Genomic DNA, 21750 nt, shown 5'->3' on the forward strand with positions numbered 1-21750 from the left:
CCCTATTGATATAATCTAAGCTAGCGCAACCCGCGTTTTATAGTAGGAGTGATAGATTGTGACAGATAAAGAAAAACGATTAGAACGGCAATCAAGAATTCGAAATTTCTCTATTATCGCCCATATTGACCATGGGAAATCCACATTGGCGGACCGTATTTTGGAAAAAACAGCGGCGATTACTCAGCGAGAAATGAAAGAACAATTACTTGATTCCATGGACTTAGAGCGTGAACGCGGCATAACGATTAAATTAAACTCTGTCCAGCTGAAATATAAGGCGAAGGATGGAGAAGAATATATTATGCACCTGATTGATACACCAGGGCATGTCGACTTCACCTATGAGGTATCTCGAAGCCTTGCTGCCTGTGAAGGTGCGATTCTTGTAGTAGATGCAGCACAAGGAATTGAAGCACAGACACTTGCGAACGTTTATTTAGCTCTTGATAACAACTTAGAGATTCTTCCGATTATCAATAAAATCGATCTGCCAAGTGCAGAGCCTGAGCGTGTAAGAGAAGAAATTGAAGATGTCATCGGGTTGGATGCGTCTGAAGCTGTTCTCACCTCTGCTAAGGCGGGTATTGGGATCGAAGATATTTTAGAACAAATCGTCGAAAAGGTCCCGGCACCTGCTGGAGACCCAGAAGCACCGCTTCAAGCTCTTATTTTTGATTCTCTCTACGATGCGTATCGCGGCGTTATTGCGTACATACGAATTGTTGAAGGAACCGTCAGACCAGGTCAGAAAATCAAAATGATGGCGACGGGCAAAGAATTTGAAGTGCTTGAAGTCGGCGTATTCACACCAAAAGCGATGCCGACAGATGAACTCACTGTTGGAGATGTTGGCTACTTAACAGCAGCGATTAAAAATGTCGGTGATACACGTGTGGGGGATACGATCACAAGTGCGGAGAACCCAGCGAAAGAAGCGCTGCCAGGATACAGAAAGCTGAACCCAATGGTGTACTGCGGACTTTATCCAATTGACACAGCGAAATATAATGACTTACGTGAAGCCTTAGAAAAGCTTGAATTAAATGATTCTTCCCTTCAATATGAGGCAGAGACGTCCCAAGCACTTGGCTTCGGTTTCCGCTGCGGCTTTCTTGGAATGCTTCATATGGAAATCATCCAAGAACGGATTGAACGTGAATTCAAAATCGATCTTATTACGACAGCACCAAGTGTTATTTACGATGTGTATATGACAGACGGAGAAAAAATCGTCGTAGATAACCCGTCGAATCTGCCTGATCCGCAAAAGATTGAGAAAATTGAAGAACCATACGTGAAAGCAACAATGATGGTGCCGAATGATTATGTAGGCTCTGTCATGGAGCTTTGCCAAGGAAAGCGCGGCAATTTCATTGATATGCAATACCTTGATGCAAACCGAGTGAGCATTGTGTACGAAATTCCTTTGGCGGAGATCGTGTACGAATTCTTTGATCAGCTCAAGTCCAACACAAAAGGCTATGCGTCCTTTGATTATGAGCTGATTGGCTACCGCCCATCTACTCTAGTGAAAATGGATATCATGCTGAATGGCGAAAAAATCGATGCCCTTTCCTTTATTGTTCACCGCGATTACGCATATGAACGAGGCAAAATCATCGTAGAAAAGCTGAAAGAACTCATTCCACGCCAGCATTTTGAAGTACCAGTTCAAGCAGCGATTGGACAAAAAATCGTGGCTCGTTCTACCATTAAAGCGATGCGTAAAAACGTACTTGCTAAATGTTATGGTGGAGACATTTCCCGGAAAAGGAAGCTTCTTGAGAAGCAAAAAGAAGGGAAAAAGCGCATGAAACAAGTGGGCTCTGTTGAAGTCCCGCAAGAGGCATTTATGGCTGTGCTGAAGATGGACGACAGCACACCAAAAAAATAACACCCTCAAGGCAACCTGCTTTACAATGTCAGCCTTGGCGTTTATAGTCGAAAACAAACAAAGGTGCCGCAGCGATAAACTGCGGCTCTTTACCTGTAAAGAAGGTGTCATCAAATGAAAGCAGCATACATTCATATTCCATTTTGTGAGCACATTTGCCACTATTGTGATTTTAATAAATTTTTCATTAAAACGCAGCCAGTCGATGAATACTTAGCGGCTCTTGAAAAAGAGATGCAGCACACGATCGAGCAAAAGGGCGAGCAAGAACTAAAGACGATCTTTATTGGCGGGGGAACGCCGACATCACTGACCGTCAGCCAGCTAGACCAGCTCATGAACAGCATTCACCGTGTGTTAAAACCGGCAAAGCATCTGGTTGAATTTGCAGTGGAAGCGAACCCAGATGAATTATCACTCGAGAAGCTGCATGTATTAAAAGCAGCCGGCGTCAATCGGCTAAGCTTTGGGGTGCAAACCTTTGAAGACGATTTACTCAAAAAAATCGGACGAGTTCATCAAAAGAAAGATGTCCTCACGTCTTTCCAGCGAGCAAGAGCGGTTGGGTTTGACAACATTAGCCTCGACCTCATGTTTGGATTGCCGCATCAAGAAAAGCATCATGTGATGAATTCACTTGAGACAGCTTTCTCATTAGGGGCAGAGCATTATTCTGTCTACTCACTGATTGTGGAGCCGAAAACAGTTTTTTACAACTTAATGCAAAAAGGCAAACTGCATTTACCGCCGCAAGAACGTGAGGCTGAAATGTATGAGCTTGTGATGGATGAAATGGAGCGACATGGATTAAAGCAATACGAAATTAGCAATTACGCAAAACCTGGCTTTGAAAGCCAGCATAACCTGACCTATTGGAGCAATGAAGACTACTTCGGTTTCGGTGCAGGAGCACACGGGTATGTAGATGGCATCCGAAATGTGAACGCAGGGCCTGTGAAGCATTACTTGGAACTGATTGAGCAAACTGGGTTCCCGTATAAGGAAACTCATCAGGTCACAAAAGCAGAGCAGATTGAAGAAGAAATGTTCTTAGGCCTTCGAAAGATCGAAGGGGTGAAAAGTGCCGACTTCCAAGCCAAATATGGTGTTGCACCAGAAGCTCTTTTTTCCACTGTTCTTGAAGAATTAGAAGAAAAAGGTCTCATTGTAAAAGATGACATCGGCATTCGTCTAACAAGAAAAGGGAAATTGTTAGGAAATGAAGTATTTCAAGCGTTTCTCGGTGAGTTATAATTGACATTTTAATTTGAGTTTGGTAATTTTGTTTATACAATTAGCACTCGTTGAAAGAGAGTGCTAACAGGGGTGATGATGATGTTAACAAATCGTCAGCTTTTGATTCTGCAAGTCATCATTAATGACTTTATTCGTTCGGCGCAGCCAGTTGGGTCAAGGACTCTTTCTAAAAAAGAGGACATCACATTCAGCTCTGCGACGATTAGAAACGAAATGGCTGATTTGGAGGAACTTGGTTTTATTGAAAAGACCCATTCTTCATCTGGAAGAATTCCTTCAGAAAAAGGATATCGTTATTATGTAGATCATTTGCTCTCTCCGCGAAAACTGTCGTCTAAAGAGCTTGTGCTCATCCAGTCGGCTTTTCAGGAGAAAATTTTTGAGCTGGAAAAAACAGTTCAAAAATCGGCGGAAATTTTATCAGATCTCACAAACTATACATCGATTGTGCTTGGTCCAAAGCTAAGTGAAAATCGATTAAAGCAAATTCAGCTTGTCCCCGTTCAGCCAAACAAAGCAGTAGCGATCATGATTACAGACAGCGGGCATGTTGAAAACAAAACCATTACCTTCTCTGAGCATCTCGATGTCTCCGATATTGAGAAGCTGATGAATATTTTGAACAGCAGATTAGCTGGCGTTCCAATGGACCAGCTGAAGGACAGGATGTATAAAGAAGTGGTCATGCTTCTGCGCACACATTTAAAAGATTATGATCACATTTTAGATGCGCTGGGCAGCACATTTACATCGACACAAAATGAATCAAAACTTTTCTTTGGCGGGAAGATTAATATGTTGAATCAGCCAGAGTTTCATGACATCGACCGCATTCGCTCACTCATGATGCTGATTGAGCAAAAGAATGATGTCATGCAGCTGTTTCATCCAAATCAGCAAGGAATCACCATTAAAATCGGTTCAGAAAACAATTTGGAAGCAATGGAGAACTGCAGTTTGATCACAGCCACTTATTCGATTGATCAAAAATCACTTGGCTCCATTGCCATCATCGGTCCAACCCGCATGGATTACGGGCGAGTCGTTAGTCTTTTGCATCATGTATCAAAAGACTTGTCAAACGCACTTTCCAATTTGTATGATGAGTAGGGTGATAAAAGATAGGGGCATTGCCCCTTCGTATTCTTGAATCTTTTGAGGGAGGTGAACACAATGTCAGAAGAAAAACAGACACCTGAGCAAGAAGCAGAGGTTGAAGCACAAGAAGAAGCAGTTCAAGCAGATACTGAGGAAGTAACACATGATGAACAGTCTGCCTTCCAAGAGAAAATCGATGAATTGCAGCAGCTTCTAGATGAAAAAGAAAACAAAATTCTGCGTGTTCAAGCAGATTTTGAAAACTATAAACGCCGTGCTCGAACTGAAGTGGAGACCGTGCAAAAATATCGTTCTCAACATGTTGTCAGCGATCTTCTCCCAGCTCTTGACAACTTTGAAAGAGCGCTTGGAATTGATCCAGACAATGAGCAGACGAAAAGTTTGTTAGAAGGAATGCAAATGGTTTACCGCCAGCTGGTAGAAGCGTTGAAAAATGAAGGCGTTGAACCGATTGAAGCTGTCGGCAAAGAGTTCGATCCAAACCTTCATCAAGCCGTCATGCAAGTTGAAGATGAAAATGTCGATTCAAATATCGTAGTAGAAGAATTGCAAAAGGGCTATAAACTCAAAGACCGAGTTATTCGTCCATCAATGGTAAAAGTAAATCAATAACTACATAATGGGAGGTCATCGATTATGAGTAAAATCATTGGGATTGACTTAGGAACAACAAACTCATGTGTTGCAGTACTTGAAGGCGGAGAGCCAAAAGTTATTGCAAACGCTGAAGGAGCACGTACAACACCATCTGTTGTCGCTTTTAAAAACGGAGAGCGCCAAGTTGGTGAAGTAGCGAAACGTCAATCAATTACAAACCCGAACACGATCATGTCTGTTAAAAGACATATGGGTACAGATTATAAAGTAGAAGTTGAAGGCAAGAACTATACACCGCAGGAAATCTCTGCAATCATTCTTCAACACCTTAAATCTTATGCTGAAGGCTATCTTGGCGAAGAAGTAACAAAAGCTGTAATCACAGTTCCTGCTTACTTCAACGATGCAGAACGCCAAGCGACAAAAGATGCTGGTAAAATTGCTGGTCTTGAAGTAGAACGTATCATCAACGAACCAACAGCAGCTGCACTTGCGTATGGTTTAGATAAAACAGAAGAAGATCAAACGATTCTTGTATACGACCTTGGCGGCGGTACATTTGACGTATCAATCCTTGAGCTTGGAGACGGGGTCTTTGAAGTACGCTCAACTGCTGGTGACAACCGTCTTGGTGGAGACGATTTTGACCAAGTCATCATTGATCACCTAGTAGCTGAATTCAAAAAAGAAAATGGTATTGACCTTTCTAAAGATAAAATGGCGCTTCAGCGTTTAAAAGATGCTGCTGAAAAAGCGAAAAAAGATCTTTCAGGTGTATCTTCTACACAAATCTCATTGCCATTTATCACAGCTGGAGAAGCAGGTCCTCTTCACCTTGAATTAACGCTGACGCGTGCTAAATTCGAAGAGCTTTCTGCAGATCTTGTAGAGCGCACAATGACACCTGTACGTCAATCTTTGAAAGATGCTGGTTTATCTGCTAGCGAGATTGATAAAGTCATCCTTGTTGGTGGATCAACTCGTATTCCTGCAGTACAAGAAGCAATCAAAAAAGAAACAGGCAAAGAGCCTCATAAAGGTGTAAACCCTGATGAAGTGGTTGCTCTTGGTGCGGCGATCCAAGGTGGAGTCATCACAGGAGATGTCAAAGACGTTGTTCTTCTTGACGTAACACCACTTTCTTTAGGAATTGAAACAATGGGCGGCGTATTCACGAAGCTGATTGAACGTAATACAACCATTCCAACAAGTAAATCTCAAGTATTCTCAACGGCTGCTGACAACCAAACAGCGGTAGACATCCATGTCCTGCAAGGTGAGCGCCCAATGGCAGCAGATAACAAAACATTAGGCCGTTTCCAATTGACTGACATCCCGCCAGCACCACGCGGCGTACCACAAATCGAAGTATCTTTTGATATCGATAAAAACGGTATTGTCAACGTACGTGCGAAAGATATGGGTACAGGCAAAGAGCAAAACATCACAATCAAATCTTCTTCAGGTCTTTCTGATGATGAGATCGAAAAAATGGTAAAAGAAGCAGAAGAAAATGCTGAAGCAGATGCGAAGAAAAAAGAAGAAATCGAAGTGCGCAATGAAGCAGATCAATTAGTGTTTACAACTGAAAAAACATTAAAAGATCTAGAAGGCAAAATCGATGAAGAGCAAGTGAAAAAAGCAAACGACGCGAAAGATGCACTAAAAGCTGCGATCGAAAAAGGCGAGCTTGAAGACATCAAAGCGAAAAAAGATGAGCTGCAAACAATCGTTCAAGAACTAACGACAAAGCTCTATGAAGAAGCTGCAAAACAAGCACAAGCTCAGCAAGAAGGCGGCGCTGAAGGTGCTCAAAAAGCAGATGACAATGTAGTGGATGCAGAATACGAAGAAGTAAACGACGATCAAGAGAAAAAATAATCACCTTTACTTTTGAAAAAGACTGCTGAAACGTACTCGTCAGAAAGTCAAAGTCAGGATCTCTTGGCTTTGACTTTTTTTCTTTCCAATGATGAAAGCAATTGAAAAAGGTCAAATCAAAATGATACAATCGTATTTATGTGAGAAATCGGGAGTGTGAAGAGATGAGTAAGCGTGATTACTATGAAGTGCTTGGCGTGAGTAAGAGCGCCTCAAAAGACGAGATCAAAAAGGCATACCGCAAGCTTTCAAAAAAGTATCACCCTGATATTAATAAAGAAGCTGGCTCAGATGAGAAATTCAAAGAAGTAAAAGAAGCCTATGAAACCCTTTCTGACGATCAAAAACGTTCGCAATATGACCAGTTCGGTCATACCGATCCAAACCAAGGCTTTGGCGGCGGCGGTTTTGGCGGAGGAGGAGACTTTGGCGGCTTCGGCGGCTTTGATGACATTTTCTCTAGTATTTTTGGCGGCGGAGCCAGAAGAAGAGATCCAAATGCACCGCGTCAAGGAGCAGACTTGCAATATACAATGACGCTTTCATTTGAAGAAGCAGCATTTGGGAAAGAAGCAACGATTGAAATCCCTCGCGAGGAATCATGTGAAACATGTCATGGATCAGGGGCAAAGCCTGGGACAGAAGCAAAGACTTGTTCACATTGCGGCGGCTCTGGTCAATTAAATGTTGAGCAGTCAACTCCGTTTGGTAAAGTGGTCAACCGCAGAGTATGTAACTACTGTAGCGGAACAGGAAAACAAATCGATCACAAATGTTCTACATGTGGCGGCTCTGGTAAAGTGCGTAAGCGTAAGAAAATCAATGTGACGATTCCAGCAGGTGTTGACGATGGTCAGCAGCTCAGAGTGTCTGGTCAAGGGGAACCAGGTGTAAATGGAGGGCCTCCAGGCGATCTATTTGTTGTGTTCCATGTGCGTTCGCATGAATTCTTCGAACGTGACGGAGATGACATTTACTGCGAAATGCCGCTAACCTTTGCACAGGCTGCATTAGGTGACGAAATTGAAGTGCCGACATTACACGGTAAAGTAAAATTGAAAGTCCCTGCTGGCACGCAAACTGGCACGAAGTTTAGACTCAAAGGAAAAGGTGTGAAAAATGTACGCGGCTATGGCCAAGGCGATCAGCATATCGTTGTACGAGTCGTCACACCGACAAATTTAACGGACAATCAAAAAGATATCATTAGAAAATTTGCTGAAGTGAGCGGAAATAAACCGGACGAACAAGAAATGAGCTTCTTCGATAAGGTGAAACGCGCATTTAAAGGCGAGTAAGACGGATAAGGAGTTGGTAGTATTGAAGTGGTCAGAAATTAGCGTCCATACAACAAATGAAGCGGTGGAACCGATCACCAATATTTTGCATGAAGCAGGTGCAAGTGGTGTCGTGATTGAGGACCCGCTTGATTTAGTCAAGGAACGTGAAAATGTATACGGTGAGATCTACCAGCTCGATCCGAATGACTATCCTGATGAAGGGGTCATCGTCAAAGCCTATCTTCCAATGAACAGCTTTTTGATGGAAACGGTAGATGAGATCAAAGAAGCCATCAACAATCTTCTTCTATACGATATTGACCTTGGACGAAACACGCTGTCTATTTGTGAAGTAAATGAAGAGGAATGGGCCACCGCATGGAAGAAATACTATCATCCTGTGAAAATCTCTGAAAAATTCACCATCGTTCCAACATGGGAAGAATATACTCCGGTTCATTCTGATGAACTGATTATTGAAATGGACCCAGGAATGGCATTTGGAACAGGGACACATCCAACAACCGTTCTTTGTATTCAGGCGCTTGAGCGCTATGTGAAGGAAAACGATACGGTGATTGATGTTGGAACAGGCTCCGGGATTTTAAGTGTGGCAGCAGCGATGGTTGGTGCAAAGGACATTCAAGCCTTTGATCTCGACACCGTTGCGGTTGAAAGTGCGAAGCAAAACATCGAACTAAATGGTGTAAGCGAACAAGTGACGGTCAAGCAAAACAACTTACTTGATGGGATTTCAGGTGAACGTGATGTGATCGTCGCCAACATTCTCGCAGAAGTGATTTTGCGCTTTACAGATCAAGCCTATGACTTATTGAAGAAAGATGGCTATTTCATTACATCAGGCATCATTGGACAAAAGAAATTACAAGTCAAAACAGCACTAGAAGAAGCAGGTTTTGACATTGTTGAAGTGCTGTCAATGGAAGATTGGGTCAGCATTATAGCGAAAAAATAAAGCGAGTAGGTGTCAGGACACGTATGCAACGATATTTTATCGACCTCACGAAAGAAGAAGTGATCGCAAAGGGATCTATCGTCATAAAAGGTGAAGATGTACATCACCTTTCCAACGTCATGCGCATGAAAGCAGGGCAGGAAATCCTTTGCTTAACGACAGACGGCTTTGAAGCGCTCAGTAAAATTGATACAATAACAAAGGAAGAAGTCATTTGTCACGTTGAAGGCTGGACAAATCAGGACAGAGAGCTTCCGGTAAAAGTAACAATTGCGAGCGGTCTCCCAAAAGGAGATAAGCTTGAGCTGATTATCCAAAAAGGCACAGAGCTTGGCGCAAGTGCATTTATCCCGTTTCAAGCGGCTCGTTCCATTACAAAGCTTGACCAAAAGAAGTCACATAAAAAACGAGAACGCTGGGAGAAAATCGCGAAAGAAGCAGCTGAGCAGTCCTACCGGAATATCATTCCTCGTGTTGATCCAGTATCAACGTTTAAAGAGCTGACTCAATTAGCTGGTGAATTCGATAAATGTGTCGTTGCATACGAAGAATCATCGAAAGAAGGAGAGCAAAGCCGCTTTCAAACTGTGCTCCAACAGATGAAAGGCGGACAAACCTTGCTCGTGGTTTTTGGCCCTGAAGGCGGTTTGGCAGAAAAGGAGATTGACGAGCTTGAAACGCTTGGTGCAGTCATTTGCGGGCTCGGACCACGCATTTTAAGAACGGAAACAGCTCCTCTTTACGCGCTTTCTGCTATATCTTATCAAACAGAGTTATTAAGAGGTGAATCATGATGGGAACAGTAGCGTTCCATACACTTGGCTGTAAGGTCAATCACTATGAAACAGAAGCGATCTGGCAGCTGTTTAAAGAAGCAGGCTATGAAAGAAAAGAGTATGAATCAAAAGCAGACGTATATGTCATTAATACATGTACGGTCACGAATACAGGCGATAAAAAAAGCCGCCAAGTTATTAGAAGAGCCATTCGTCATAACCCGGATGGTGTCATTTGTGTAACAGGCTGTTATGCGCAAACATCTCCAGCAGAAATTATGGCGATTCCTGGTGTTGATATTGTCGTTGGAACACAAGACAGACATAAATTACTCGGTTACATTGAAGAATATCGCAGAGAAAGACAGCCGATTAATGGGGTTGGCAATATCATGAAAGCACGTGTGTTTGAAGAACTCGATGTTCCTGCATTTACAGACAGAACACGCGCTTCATTAAAAATCCAAGAAGGCTGTAACAATTTCTGTACATTCTGCATTATTCCTTGGGCTCGCGGACTTCTTCGTTCTCGTAATCCAGAAGAGGTCATCAACCAAGCGCAGCAGCTTGTGGATGCCGGCTATAAAGAAATTGTATTAACAGGTATTCACACAGGCGGATACGGAGAAGACTTAAAGGATTATAACTTTGCAAAGCTTCTGAAAGAATTAGATGAACGTGTCATCGGTTTAAAACGAATCCGTATTTCATCTATCGAAGCAAGCCAAATTACAGATGAAGTGATTGAAGTGCTTGATCAGTCAGATAAGATTGTCAGACACTTGCACATCCCGCTTCAATCTGGCTCGAATACAGTCCTGAAAAGAATGCGCCGTAAATATACGATGGAATTCTTTGCAGAGCGTTTAACAAAGCTGAAAAAAGCATTGCCAGGCCTTGCTGTCACCTCTGATGTGATTGTTGGATTCCCTGGGGAAACAGAGGAAGAGTTTTTGGAAACGTACAATTTTGTCAAAGACCATCAATTCTCTGAACTACACGTATTCCCTTACAGCAAACGTACAGGTACGCCAGCTGCAAGAATGGAAGATCAAGTGGATGAAAATGTGAAAAACGAACGCGTCCACCGCTTGATTGCTCTTTCTGACCAGCTTGCGAAAGAATATGCATCAGCTTATGAAGGAGATGTCCTAGAGATTATTCCGGAAGAATCCTTCAAAGAACAAGAAGGAAAGCACAATCTTTATGTGGGATATACAGATAACTATATGAAGGTTGTTTTTGAAGGAACAGAGGACATGATCGGCCGTTTGGTCAAAGTGAAAATCATGAAAGCGGGTTATCCTTATAACGAAGGACAATTCGTTCGTATCAGTGATGATGTGCAAACAGACAAAGTGAGAATGACCTCATAATAGATAAAAAAACCGGCTGCCAAAAGGGCAAGCTGGTTTTTTTATTTTGACTGATTTGGTAAAAGACATAAGATCAATGTGTGAAATGGATGAATGAACGGGAAGAAAAGCAAAGAGCTTGCCACATTAAACAGCAGGCTGAAGTGCGCAATTTGCTGGGCTGGAGCGTTTGCAAGAAGGGCGACGAATTCCGTCATCATGGCGAGAAATGGGAGACATAAAAGCACGCCGAGCACATTAAACAAAACGTGTGCATAAGCGGTTTGACGTGCTGCATAGCCGCCAGATATGGCAGCCATTACGGCTGTAATACATGTCCCGATATTTGACCCTAACACAAAGCTTATGCCTTCCTGAAGCCCAACAGTTCCTTCATTCATAAACCCCATTAAAATGCCGATACAGACGGAGCTCGAATGAACAATCGCTGTGAAAATGGTACCCGAAAGCAGCGCCGTCCAGTCAGAATGCTGCATCATTTCAAGAAAGCGCAATGTCTCAGGCTGACTTGTCATCATACCTGCAATTTTAGAAAAGCCTTGAATACAAAAAAAGATCATCCCGAGCCCAAATATACTTTTTCCTGCATGCCTAAAAGATTTCCTGCCTAACATGATGCATATCAGACCAGCTAGGATTAAGACCCACATGAAAACATCCATTTTAATGGCGATAAATTCTGTTGTAAACGTGGAGCCAATATTGGTGCCAAGAATCATTGGAATGGATTTTTTAAAAGAGAGAATGCCTGTACTGACAAAGCCGATCACGATGACCATAAACGCTGAACTGCTTTGAAGAATCCCTGTAAATACGATGCTGACCAAGAATGCTTTTATTGGGTGATCTGTAAAGAGAAGAAGTGATTTCTCAATACGAGACGACGCAAGCGCCATTAATCCTTTTCTCAGCAAACCCATTGACCATAAAAAAATGAAAATAAGTGCACAAAAATAAATGATCGCCATCATAGAAAAGTCCTCCTCTTACCAATGAATATATGGACTTGTCTACCTGCTCATGACGAAAATATATTTCCAAATCACTTAGTTGACCTCACACTAGGCTTATATTATAATGTCTAGGTACATGTTTTGCATGTATATCTTTTTTTAATGCAGTCGATTGGTGTATTCGGAGGGAGGGAAAGAGAATGTCAAAAACGGTCGTTAGAAAAAACGAATCGCTTGAAGATGCTCTTCGTCGCTTTAAACGCAGTGTATCCAAAACTGGAACATTGCAAGAAGCAAGAAAGCGTGAATTTTATGAAAAGCCTAGCGTAAAGCGCAAGAAAAAGTCTGAAGCTGCTAGAAAACGTAAATTCTAAAGAGGGTGGATTTTATGAGTCTTCTTGAGCAATTAAATACTGATATGAAGCTTTTTATGAAAAACCGTGAGAAAGACAAGCTTGTTGTCATTCGTATGGTAAAGGCTTCGCTCCAAAATGAAGCAATTAAGCTTAAGAAAGACAGTTTGACCGGCGATGAGGAACTAACCGTCCTTTCCCGCGAGATTAAGCAACGTAAAGACTCCCTCCATGAATTTTCGAAAGCTAATCGCTTAGATTTAGTAGATAAAGTTCAAAAAGAGATTGACATCTTAGACGTTTATTTACCTGAACAGTTTTCTGAAGAAGAACTGCAAACGATCGTGAAAGAAACGATCGCTGAAACAGGTGCTTCATCGAAGGCTGATATGGGTAAAGTCATGAGCGCTATTATGCCAAAAGTAAAAGGTAAAGCTGATGGTGCTGTCATTAACAGACTTGTCAGCGAGCAGCTGTCTCAATAAAAAAGTATCCTTCTATTGTTAGAAGGGTACTTTTTTTATACCTTCATCATTCTGTCATATAAAAATGAAACCTATGATACATTTGTAACGTATGTAAAGGAACGGTAAAATGGAAGATAGAGAGGAGGGATCACCAAATAGATGAAAAAAATAAAAATTTCTATTGCTCTCTTCAGTTGTTTTATAATATGCTTGTTATTAGGGGTTCAATTGACCGCGAAATCAGTAGATCAGAAAGTTCATGTTATCCCAATTGAAGATACAGTAGAAAAAGGACTTTCTAAATTTATTGAACGATCATTTGAGCAGGCAAAGTCCGAACGAGCGAAACATATCATTCTAGACATCAATACACCAGGTGGTGCAGTCGATGCGGCGCTTGAGATTGCAGATACCATTCGTGCGTCTGATATCCCTGTGACAGCATTTGTGAATCATAGAGCGCTTTCAGCCGGGGCATTCCTTGCACTAAATGCCGACGAGATTTATATGACCCCAAATGGAAAGATGGGAGCTGCTGCGATCATTGATGGGGAAGGCAATGCTGCCGATCAAAAATCTGAATCGCTATGGCTTGCTGAAATGAGTGATGCTGCCGAAAAGCAGGGGCGTGATCCGAAATATGCGCTTGCGATGGCTGATCCAGACATAGATGCGAAGGATGCTGGTGCACCAAAAGGAGAACTGCTCACCTTTAATACGGATCGAGCGCTTCAATTTGGTTACGCAGAAGGTGAAGTGAAGAATTTAGATGACTTGCTTCAGAAGCTGAAATTAGCAGACGCTTCTGTTCAATACGATGAAGTGAGCTTTGCTGAAAAGGTTGCGCGCTTTCTCACGCACCCAATCGTCATTCCAATCCTTTTATCCATCGCAAGCTTAGGGTTAATTGTTGAGCTCTATTCTCCTGGCTTTGGGGTTCCAGGCACCATGGGAGTGACAGCGCTTCTTTTATTCTTTTATGGACATCTCGTGGCTGGTTTTGCAGGATATGAGACGTTGTTCCTGTTCTTAGCAGGGATATTGCTCATTATTCTGGAATTGTTTTTGCCGGGGGGAATCGTAGGTGTCATTGGACTGATCTGTGTTGTTGCCAGCTTATTTTTAGCAGCTGGAAGCTTTACAGAAATGGCGATTTCCATCTTGATTGCCACTGCTGTTTCAATCATAGCAGTTATTTTATTGACAAAGGTGTTGGGGAAACGTATGAAATTTTTTAAAAAGTTCATTTTAACCGATTCAACCAATAAAGAAAGCGGTTATGTCTCAAATGAAACAAGAGAGGATCTTGTTGGACAGATCGCTGTTACATTAACAGCGCTTCGCCCATCTGGGACGGCTGTACTCGGAGATGAGCGCATTGACGTTGTGTCAGAAGGTGCGTTTATTGACAAGGATGAACAGGTTAAAATCGTCAAAGCGGAAGGCTCACGCATTGTCGTGAGGAAAGTATAGATAACTGATTTTATAGGAGGAATAAAATGGATCCATCTACTTTACTATTATTTGTGATTATCGCAGCAGGTCTGATCGTTCTATCGATCTTCTTCACCTTTGTACCGGTGATGCTGTGGATTTCTGCCTTAGCGGCTGGCGTAAGAGTGAGCATTTTTACACTTGTAGGAATGAGACTTCGCCGAGTCATTCCAAACCGAGTGGTCAATCCGCTCATCAAAGCACATAAAGCAGGTCTTGATGTGACGATTAACCAATTAGAAAGTCACTACCTGGCAGGTGGTAACGTTGACCGTGTTGTGAACGCATTAATCGCAGCTCAACGTGCGAATATCGAATTGAACTTTGCACGTTGTGCAGCGATCGACCTAGCAGGCCGTGACGTACTTGAAGCTGTACAAATGAGTGTAAATCCTAAAGTCATTGAAACACCATTTATCTCTGGTGTGGCAATGGACGGGATTGAAGTAAAAGCCAAAGCACGTATTACAGTTCGCGCAAACATCGAACGACTTGTCGGTGGTGCAGGGGAAGAAACAATCATTGCTCGTGTAGGTGAAGGAATTGTCTCTACAATCGGTTCATCAAATAATCATAAAAAGGTTCTAGAAAATCCAGATATGATTTCTCAAACGGTTCTTGGTAAAGGATTAGATTCAGGTACTGCGTTTGAAATTCTCTCGATTGATATCGCAGATGTGGATATCGGTAAGAACATCGGGGCGATTCTGCAAACGGACCAAGCAGAAGCAGACAAAAACATCGCACAAGCGAAAGCGGAAGAACGCCGCGCAATGGCTGTTGCCCAAGAACAAGAAATGCGTGCAAGAGTTGAAGAAATGCGCGCGAAAGTCGTAGAAGCAGAGGCTGAAGTACCACTTGCAATGGCTGAAGCATTACGCGAAGGTAATATTGGAGTCATGGACTACATGAACATTAAGAATATCGATGCTGATACGGATATGAGAGATTCATTTGGTAAAATGACAAAAGGTCCATCTGATAATGAAAACAAATAAGCATCCTCTCACGCTTTAAGGAGGGAGCCCAATGGACATTCTATTTGAAAATCCGTTACTAATTGCGATTATCATCGGTATCATCTCTGCTGTATTTGGGAAAATCGGCAAACAAGAGGAGAAGGAACAAAACAACCAGCAACATAAGCCGGCTCCTCAGAATAAGCCTATGCCTCAAAAGAAAGCAGAACAAACCAGCCCGAACCCAGTCAAAACAGACCAGTTGGACGATTTCGGCGATGTACATGATCATGGCGGGATGAAGAAACAAGGTTCACAGTCCTTACAGGATCGTTATACCGCTACACTAGCTGAAATGGAAGAAAGAAAAAGCGAGCTGAATAAAGAGTTCAAATCTCTTGAAAGGCAGCTGACCAGACCGAAAGCTTCTGCTGCGGAAATGAAGCCGCACGTCATTAACAGGCTTAACCAAAATACTGTTGTTCAAGGCATGCTTCTTGGAGAAGTATTTGGAGAGCCGCGCGCGAAAAAGCCGCACAGAACGATGAAACGGCCATATAAAAGATAAAGAAGAAAGTCCCTTTATATAAAGGGGCTTTTTTGTTTTTCCTGATGGAGATTTCTCGCAGTAAAAATGATGAAACGGCTGTTTTGCGGGATTCATTAGCATGATCTGAACCGCTGAGGAATAGGATGATATAGAGGCTTTCTCATCAGTCTCACCATCTTTCAGTTTGATCTCATACACATGGGGCGGGAAGGGGTTCTTATTGAATGGGAAAAAGAAAAAATCGACTTAAAGCATGGCTGACAAGAACACTTGAAATCCCTCCAGACGTCATGATGGATCTTCCCCGTATTACGATGGTTGGCAGACTCCACATTTACATAGAGAACCATAAAGGGCTTTTGCTTTTCAGTGATCAAGAGGTAAGGCTGATGCTCAAACAAGGACAATGCATTATTTCAGGGAAAGATTTTGTGATTAAAACGATTTTGCCAGAAGAGATCTTATTAGAAGGGAAAATCGATGAGGTCCGTTATATTGATTCTTAACTGACGGAGGGGAGAAGTGTGAAGAATAAATGGTTCGCCTATTTTATTGGTAGAGTGGAAGTGGAGATCAAGGGAAACGGCATTGAGCGGCTCATCAATGAGTGCACGAGACAGGGGATCACAATGTTTCAAGTGAGCCGCCGTCAAGACAGCGTGCGCTTATTTATTCGCTTATCAGATGTACATGCCTTCAGAAAAGTACAAAGACATCATGAAGTGACATGTTCATTTCATCAAAAGAAGGGATTTCCGTTTCTTCTCCTATGGTCAAGGAAGAATATTGGGTTTACCCTTGGGATTGTGTGTTTTCTAGCGACGATATTGGCGCTTTCAAACATGGTGTGGAAAATTGATATTAAAGGAGCCAATCCAGAAACTGAACATCAGATGAGAAAGCATTTAGACGAGATTGGAGTGCAAAAAGGCCGTTTTCAGTTTCTAATGGGAACACCTGAGAAAATTCAAAAATCACTGACCGCCAATATTCAAAGCATTACATGGGTCGGCGTTGAACTAAACGGTACAACATTTCAAATGAAAGTTGTGGAAAAAAATGAGCCGGAAGAAGAGAAATATACGAGTCCTCAGCACATCGTTGCCAAGAAGAAGGCTGTCATCACGAGAATGTATGTGGAAAAAGGGGAGCCGCTTGCCGCGGTTGACGAACATGTGAAGAAAGGGCAGATGCTCGTCTCTGGCCTCATCGGCAGCGAAGACCAGCAAAAAACGGTGGGTGCTAGAGCGAAAATTTATGGTGAAACGTGGTACCGTTCTGAAGTTTCTGTCCCTCTTCGAACATCTTTTGATGTCTTTACGGGTAAAATGAAGACAAAGCACAAGCTCTCCGCATTTGGAGGTTCAATGCCATTTTGGGGCATTTCCTTTAAAAAGGATGATTTTAAGCAGCCAAAAACAGAAACAGAAGTTCACCCACTACATTTCTTAAACTTCCAGCTCCCATTTTCCTATGAAAAAGAAATGACACGCGAAAGTGAAAAAATAAATCGGACATACACAAATAAAGAAGCGGTTCAAGCAGGGATTAAAATGGGTAAAAAAGAATTAGAAGAGAAGCTAGGTCAAACAGGAGAGGTGAAAAGTGAAAAAGTTTTGCACGAGACAACAGGGAATGGTAAAGTTAAGTTAATCATCCTTTACCAAGTAATAGAAGATATTGTTCAACCAACACCTATTGTTCAGGGAGACTAGAGAATGACAGAACATTTACTTGAAATTCAACAAAAATTAGATAGCCCAAACGAAGCGATTGCTTTATTTGGAAATCAAGATGCTTATCTGAAACTGATGGAAAACGAGCTGAATGTCTCCATTATTACGCGCGGAGAAAAAGTGTATGTTTCTGGTCAGGAAGCATCAAGAGAAACAGCGAGCCGTCTGATTACATCTCTCTTACATCTCATCCGAAAAGGAATTGAGATTTCTGAACGGGATGTCGTCTATGCCATTAAAATGGCGCAAAAAGACAAGCTCAATTATTTTGAAAATATGTATGAAGATGAAATTACGAAAAATGCTAAAGGGAAGTCAATCAGGGTAAAAACCATTGGCCAGCGGGAATATGCTGCGGCGATGAAAAAAGATGACCTGGTCTTTGGAATTGGACCAGCTGGAACAGGGAAGACGTATTTGGCAGTCGTCAACGCGGTACATGCACTGAAAAATGGACATGTGAAACGGATTATCCTGACAAGACCAGCTGTTGAAGCAGGAGAGAGTCTTGGCTTTTTACCAGGTGATCTAAAGGAAAAAGTAGATCCTTATTTAAGACCACTATATGATGCCTTGCATGATGTGCTTGGCAGTGATCATACGGAACGTTTAATCGAGCGCGGCGTGATTGAAATAGCGCCTCTTGCCTACATGAGAGGGCGGACACTCGATGATGCATTTGTTATTTTAGATGAAGCGCAGAATACAACGCCTGCCCAAATGAAAATGTTTTTGACGAGACTTGGGTTTGGCTCTAAAATGGTCATTACAGGAGATATTACACAGATTGATCTGCCGAAAGGCATGCAGTCTGGTCTTGCAGCTGCAAAGGACATGCTTGCAGAGATCAAGGGCATTTCATTTATTGAGTTAGACCAGACAGATGTGGTCAGACACCCGCTTGTGGCGAAGATCATCGGAGCATACGAAAAGCAAAAATGAACTTAGTGACCCGATCGTCTTCATCGGGTCATTTTGTTTCGATCGTGGTTTAAAGTAAAAAAGGAGGTACTTTCCTTGAGAAAGAATCAGAAAGACAGTCAGCGCAAAAGACTACTGTCTAAAAAAGAACCTCAGAAAATGGAGCGCTCACGTTATTTAAATGTTTTGCTATACGCAGGTTTAGCAGCCATTCTATTCGTGGTGCTCTTCTTCCATGTAAAGCCTGAATCGCTCGACTTAGATTTATTTTCAGTGAGCGAACAGACCATCTATTCTCCATCAACCGTCGATGATCAAGAAGCGACAGAAGAAAAGAAGCAAGAAGCAACAGATCAAGTAGAGGATCAATATACTCTCAAAAAAGCGTATTCTGACAATCGTGTTGACCTCATCTCCTCCCTTTTTGAAGCCATTAAAGAAGAGAAGAAAGCAGCTGATGAAAAAGAGAATCCGCCATCAGATAAAGAAATGGTCAAGCGTGTCAAAGAAAAACTCACATCAGATATGCAGGAGGCTGTTTCAGACCAATCCATCAAAGCACTGCTTCAGGCAAGTGACGAAAATCTCTCTTTTACTAAGGATTCCATCATCACAGTGGTAAATTCACTGATGAGTAAAGAAATCACAGCAGCGAAATTACAAGATGAGAAAAAACAAGTGAAAACAGAGCTTGAAAATAATTCAATTCCATCAAAATACTTAAATGCAGCAAAAGAAATTGGTGAATTTGCGATCATTCCAAACTATGTATTTGATCCAGTGGCTACAGAGAAGAAAAGACAAGAAGCCGCTGATAATATTCAGCCCGTTCAGATTAAGCAAGGGCAAATTTTAGTCGAAGAAGGAGAACTTATCGACCGGGAAGTGTATCGTAAATTAGAACTGACAGGCCTCTTAAACAGCTCCAATTTGATTAAGCCTGTAAGCGGTCTTATGATATTGATTGGTCTGTTTTTAGCAGCGATTATTCATTCACTTGAAACGAGGAAAAAATCGCTTGTTCATAAGAATAAGTCGTTGCTGCTCTACTCGCTTATTTTCACCATTATTTTAGTCATCATGGAAGTATTCAGTCTCTTCCAGGAAACGAAGTATACGACGATAGGTTATGTGGTACCAGTGGCACTTGGCACGATGCTGATCAAGCTGCTTATCAATGAGCGGCTAGCGATCTTCTCTGGCCTTGTATTTGCTCTTTGCGGCAGTATGATGTTTAATCAAGGAGTAACCGGCGTCTTTAACTATGTGATCTGTGCTTATTACCTTGTGAACGGGATGGCGGGCATTTTATTTTTGAGAAAGCATAATGCACGTTCAAAAATATTGCAGGCAGGGCTTTGGGTCGCTTTAATGAATGTCCTTGTGGTTCTATCCATTACGCTGATCCAAAACTCCTCACCATCAGGGCTTGAAATCGGTGTGAACCTCATGATGGCGTTTGTGTCAGGGTTTGCATCATCTATTTTGGTCATTGGGTTAATGCCTGTGTTTGAGAGTATGTTCGGCATCCTTTCAACAATGAAGCTGATTGAATTATCAAACCCAAATCATCCGCTGCTCAAAAAGATTTTAACAGAGACACCAGGTACATATCATCATAGTGTCATGGTGGCAAATTTAGCGGATGCTGCATGTGAAGCAGTTGGCGCAAACGGTCTTTTAGCAAGGGTTGGCGCTTATTATCATGACATTGGGAAAACGAAAAGACCGCAATACTTTATCGAAAACCAAATGAACATTGATAATCCGCATGACAAGCTTTCTCCTCAGCTAAGTAAAAATATCATTATTGCCCATACGACAGATGGAGCTGATATGCTGAGAGAAAAGAAGTTTCCTGAAGAGCTTGTCGATATTGCAGAACAGCATCACGGGAAGTCACTGTTAAAGTTCTTTTACTATAAGGCAAAAGAGCGTGATGATCAGGTGACAGAGGAAGAATTCCGTTATCCTGGTCCAAAACCGCAATCAAAAGAAGCGGCAATTATTTCTGTAGCGGACAGCGTTGAAGCGGCAGTACGATCGATGCATAATCCAAATCCAGAGCGAATCGAAAAGCTCGTCAAAGGCATTATTTCAGATAAAATGCAGGATGGGCAATTTAGTGAATGTGATCTGACATTTAAAGAATTAAATATTATTGGTCAAACGATTTGTACAACATTAAAGGGGATTTTTCATTCTCGGATTGAATATCCAGATGCCCCGAAGCAGAAGGTGAAGTAAATGACATTGTTAATCGATTTAATAGATGAAACAGGACAAGTATCAAAAGAGCAGCTTGAAGAAGTGGAAAAGCTTCTTCAGTTCGCTGCAGATGCCCTTGAGGTCAAAGATCAAGCGGAGGTATCAGTGACGATCGTCTCGAATGAAGAGATTCATCAAATCAATAAAGAATACCGCGGGAAAGACGCACCAACGGATGTCATCTCCTTTGCACTTGAGGAAGAAGGAGAAGGGGAAATTGAAATCATTGGTGCTGATGATATTCCGCCTGTACTCGGCGACATCATCATTAGTGTGGACCGTACGAAAGAGCAGGCAGAGGAATATGGACATTCCTTTATGAGAGAGCTTGGATTCCTCACCATTCATGGGTTCCTTCATTTGCTCGGGTTTGATCATATGACAGAAGAAGATGAAAAAGAAATGTTCGCCAAACAGACAAAGATCTTGGATGATTATGGCCTTTCAAGATCTTCGTAAGAAAAGAAGGCCGCTTGCCCGTTTTTTTCGGAGTTTTTATTATGCATTTAGAGGAATATGGCGAACTTTCTTGAATGAACGGAATTTTCGATTTCACACAGTCGCAGCCATCATCGTGGTGATCTGCGGCTTTTGGTTTCACATTGAACCATACGAATGGATGATCGTTTTGCTTTTATGCGGGGGGATGTTTGCGCTTGAACTTGTCAATACAGCCATTGAACATACAGTGGACCTGATGACAGAAGATAAGCACCCTCTTGCAGAGAGAGCGAAGGACGCTGCAGCAGGCGCTGTTTGCGTTTACGCCGCGATTTCGGTTATGATTGGGGTGATCATCTTCTTACCGAAGATCATGCAATAGAACAATATTACTATTTATTAACATTTTTAGAAATGGGCGTGAAAATGTCACGTGAATTATGTAAAAT

At 42.1% G+C, this 21750-nt stretch carries 21 protein-coding genes; 20 read left to right on the forward strand and 1 reads right to left on the reverse strand.

Annotated elements, in window-relative coordinates:
• The first annotated feature begins 58 nt into the window (after nucleotides 1–58).
• The 9 genes from lepA to mtaB all read left to right on the forward strand — a co-directional run bounded on the left by lepA (nucleotide 59) and on the right by mtaB (nucleotide 11159).
• Entirely contained in the window at nucleotides 59–1897 is a 1839-nt protein-coding gene (lepA, locus tag C6347_RS09625) for a translation elongation factor 4 (protein ID WP_060596649.1), read from the forward strand.
• A gap of 114 nt (nucleotides 1898–2011) precedes the next feature.
• Nucleotides 2012–3151 (forward strand): radical SAM family heme chaperone HemW, encoded by a 1140-nt coding sequence (gene hemW / locus C6347_RS09630; protein WP_066030641.1) that lies wholly within the window; start codon nucleotides 2012–2014, stop codon nucleotides 3149–3151.
• An 81-nt stretch (nucleotides 3152–3232) separates the two neighbouring features.
• Nucleotides 3233–4264, forward strand: coding sequence for a heat-inducible transcriptional repressor HrcA (hrcA, locus tag C6347_RS09635; protein WP_034661363.1), 1032 nt, complete (start codon nucleotides 3233–3235; stop codon nucleotides 4262–4264).
• 63 nt (nucleotides 4265–4327) lie between these two features.
• Nucleotides 4328–4885, forward strand: coding sequence for a nucleotide exchange factor GrpE (grpE, locus tag C6347_RS09640; protein ID WP_034661362.1), 558 nt, complete (start codon nucleotides 4328–4330; stop codon nucleotides 4883–4885).
• 24 nt (nucleotides 4886–4909) lie between these two features.
• On the forward strand, nucleotides 4910–6751 hold the full coding sequence (dnaK, locus tag C6347_RS09645) for a molecular chaperone DnaK (protein WP_034661361.1): 1842 nt from the start codon (nucleotides 4910–4912) through the stop codon (nucleotides 6749–6751).
• 164 nt (nucleotides 6752–6915) lie between these two features.
• Entirely contained in the window at nucleotides 6916–8049 is a 1134-nt protein-coding gene (gene dnaJ, locus C6347_RS09650) for a molecular chaperone DnaJ (RefSeq protein WP_003217525.1), read from the forward strand.
• A gap of 22 nt (nucleotides 8050–8071) precedes the next feature.
• Nucleotides 8072–9007 (forward strand): 50S ribosomal protein L11 methyltransferase, encoded by a 936-nt coding sequence (gene prmA / locus C6347_RS09655; protein ID WP_060596652.1) that lies wholly within the window; start codon nucleotides 8072–8074, stop codon nucleotides 9005–9007.
• Between the two features lie 23 nt (nucleotides 9008–9030).
• Nucleotides 9031–9801 carry a 16S rRNA (uracil(1498)-N(3))-methyltransferase gene (locus C6347_RS09660; protein ID WP_060596653.1) on the forward strand — a complete coding sequence of 257 codons (771 nt, stop codon included), beginning with the start codon at nucleotides 9031–9033 and terminating at the stop codon, nucleotides 9799–9801.
• Nucleotides 9801–11159: a tRNA (N(6)-L-threonylcarbamoyladenosine(37)-C(2))-methylthiotransferase MtaB gene (gene mtaB / locus C6347_RS09665; protein WP_034661359.1), complete on the forward strand. Its 1359-nt coding sequence runs from the start codon at nucleotides 9801–9803 to the stop codon at nucleotides 11157–11159. Before C6347_RS09660 ends, mtaB begins: the two co-directional genes overlap by 1 nt.
• Nucleotides 11160–11200: 41 nt before the next feature.
• On the opposite strand, the gene C6347_RS09670 is transcribed toward mtaB, so the two are convergent.
• Nucleotides 11201–12130 carry a Na/Pi symporter gene (locus C6347_RS09670; RefSeq protein ID WP_060596655.1) on the reverse strand — a complete coding sequence of 310 codons (930 nt, stop codon included), beginning with the start codon at nucleotides 12128–12130 and terminating at the stop codon, nucleotides 11201–11203.
• 182 nt (nucleotides 12131–12312) lie between these two features.
• On the opposite strand from C6347_RS09670, the gene rpsU reads away from it, so the two are divergent.
• From rpsU to C6347_RS09725, 11 genes are all read left to right on the forward strand, one after another.
• Entirely contained in the window at nucleotides 12313–12486 is a 174-nt protein-coding gene (gene rpsU / locus C6347_RS09675; protein WP_003152957.1) for a 30S ribosomal protein S21, read from the forward strand.
• 14 nt (nucleotides 12487–12500) lie between these two features.
• Nucleotides 12501–12950, forward strand: a complete 450-nt coding sequence (locus tag C6347_RS09680) for a GatB/YqeY domain-containing protein (protein WP_060596656.1) — start codon at nucleotides 12501–12503, stop codon at nucleotides 12948–12950.
• Between the two features lie 141 nt (nucleotides 12951–13091).
• A complete protein-coding gene (locus C6347_RS09685; protein WP_060596657.1) occupies nucleotides 13092–14405 on the forward strand; it encodes an NfeD family protein in 1314 nt (437 codons plus the stop codon).
• 26 nt (nucleotides 14406–14431) lie between these two features.
• Nucleotides 14432–15424, forward strand: a complete 993-nt coding sequence (floA, locus tag C6347_RS09690) for a flotillin-like protein FloA (RefSeq protein ID WP_034661354.1) — start codon at nucleotides 14432–14434, stop codon at nucleotides 15422–15424.
• A gap of 31 nt (nucleotides 15425–15455) precedes the next feature.
• Nucleotides 15456–15953 carry a hypothetical protein gene (locus C6347_RS09695; protein WP_060596658.1) on the forward strand — a complete coding sequence of 166 codons (498 nt, stop codon included), beginning with the start codon at nucleotides 15456–15458 and terminating at the stop codon, nucleotides 15951–15953.
• A 206-nt stretch (nucleotides 15954–16159) separates the two neighbouring features.
• On the forward strand, nucleotides 16160–16441 hold the full coding sequence (gene yqfC / locus C6347_RS09700) for a sporulation protein YqfC (RefSeq protein ID WP_012010618.1): 282 nt from the start codon (nucleotides 16160–16162) through the stop codon (nucleotides 16439–16441).
• 18 nt (nucleotides 16442–16459) lie between these two features.
• Nucleotides 16460–17650: a sporulation protein YqfD gene (gene yqfD / locus C6347_RS09705; RefSeq protein ID WP_106030980.1), complete on the forward strand. Its 1191-nt coding sequence runs from the start codon at nucleotides 16460–16462 to the stop codon at nucleotides 17648–17650.
• 3 nt (nucleotides 17651–17653) lie between these two features.
• Complete coding sequence (locus C6347_RS09710; RefSeq protein ID WP_060596660.1) at nucleotides 17654–18613, forward strand: PhoH family protein; 960 nt, start codon at nucleotides 17654–17656, stop codon at nucleotides 18611–18613.
• 114 nt (nucleotides 18614–18727) lie between these two features.
• Complete coding sequence (locus tag C6347_RS09715) at nucleotides 18728–20839, forward strand: HD family phosphohydrolase (RefSeq protein ID WP_374955736.1); 2112 nt, start codon at nucleotides 18728–18730, stop codon at nucleotides 20837–20839.
• Nucleotides 20840–21319 carry an rRNA maturation RNase YbeY gene (gene ybeY, locus C6347_RS09720; RefSeq protein WP_012010615.1) on the forward strand — a complete coding sequence of 160 codons (480 nt, stop codon included), beginning with the start codon at nucleotides 20840–20842 and terminating at the stop codon, nucleotides 21317–21319.
• Nucleotides 21297–21683 carry a diacylglycerol kinase family protein gene (locus C6347_RS09725; protein ID WP_060596662.1) on the forward strand — a complete coding sequence of 129 codons (387 nt, stop codon included), beginning with the start codon at nucleotides 21297–21299 and terminating at the stop codon, nucleotides 21681–21683. The genes ybeY and C6347_RS09725 overlap by 23 nt, the downstream gene beginning before the upstream one ends.
• Nucleotides 21684–21750 lie beyond the last annotated feature (67 nt).

The sequence above is a fragment of the Bacillus sp. NMTD17 genome (assembly GCF_002998735.1).
Lineage (GTDB): Bacteria > Bacillota > Bacilli > Bacillales > Bacillaceae > Bacillus.

What these genes read in the sequence shown, in the direction of transcription:
- hemW (WP_066030641.1), top strand. Translation starts at nt 2,012, where the DNA reads ATGAAAGCAGCATACATTCATATTCCATTTTGTGAGCACATTTGCCAC.
- hrcA (WP_034661363.1), top strand. Translation starts at nt 3,233, where the DNA reads ATGTTAACAAATCGTCAGCTTTTGATTCTGCAAGTCATCATTAATGAC.
- grpE (WP_034661362.1), top strand. Translation starts at nt 4,328, where the DNA reads ATGTCAGAAGAAAAACAGACACCTGAGCAAGAAGCAGAGGTTGAAGCA.
- dnaK (WP_034661361.1), top strand. Translation starts at nt 4,910, where the DNA reads ATGAGTAAAATCATTGGGATTGACTTAGGAACAACAAACTCATGTGTT.
- dnaJ (WP_003217525.1), top strand. Translation starts at nt 6,916, where the DNA reads ATGAGTAAGCGTGATTACTATGAAGTGCTTGGCGTGAGTAAGAGCGCC.
- C6347_RS09660 (WP_060596653.1), top strand. Translation starts at nt 9,031, where the DNA reads ATGCAACGATATTTTATCGACCTCACGAAAGAAGAAGTGATCGCAAAG.
- mtaB (WP_034661359.1), top strand. Translation starts at nt 9,801, where the DNA reads ATGGGAACAGTAGCGTTCCATACACTTGGCTGTAAGGTCAATCACTAT.
- C6347_RS09670 (WP_060596655.1), bottom strand. Translation starts at nt 12,130, where the DNA reads ATGATGGCGATCATTTATTTTTGTGCACTTATTTTCATTTTTTTATGG.
- rpsU (WP_003152957.1), top strand. Translation starts at nt 12,313, where the DNA reads ATGTCAAAAACGGTCGTTAGAAAAAACGAATCGCTTGAAGATGCTCTT.
- C6347_RS09680 (WP_060596656.1), top strand. Translation starts at nt 12,501, where the DNA reads ATGAGTCTTCTTGAGCAATTAAATACTGATATGAAGCTTTTTATGAAA.
- C6347_RS09685 (WP_060596657.1), top strand. Translation starts at nt 13,092, where the DNA reads ATGAAAAAAATAAAAATTTCTATTGCTCTCTTCAGTTGTTTTATAATA.
- floA (WP_034661354.1), top strand. Translation starts at nt 14,432, where the DNA reads ATGGATCCATCTACTTTACTATTATTTGTGATTATCGCAGCAGGTCTG.
- C6347_RS09695 (WP_060596658.1), top strand. Translation starts at nt 15,456, where the DNA reads ATGGACATTCTATTTGAAAATCCGTTACTAATTGCGATTATCATCGGT.
- yqfC (WP_012010618.1), top strand. Translation starts at nt 16,160, where the DNA reads ATGGGAAAAAGAAAAAATCGACTTAAAGCATGGCTGACAAGAACACTT.
- C6347_RS09710 (WP_060596660.1), top strand. Translation starts at nt 17,654, where the DNA reads ATGACAGAACATTTACTTGAAATTCAACAAAAATTAGATAGCCCAAAC.
- ybeY (WP_012010615.1), top strand. Translation starts at nt 20,840, where the DNA reads ATGACATTGTTAATCGATTTAATAGATGAAACAGGACAAGTATCAAAA.
- C6347_RS09725 (WP_060596662.1), top strand. Translation starts at nt 21,297, where the DNA reads ATGGCCTTTCAAGATCTTCGTAAGAAAAGAAGGCCGCTTGCCCGTTTT.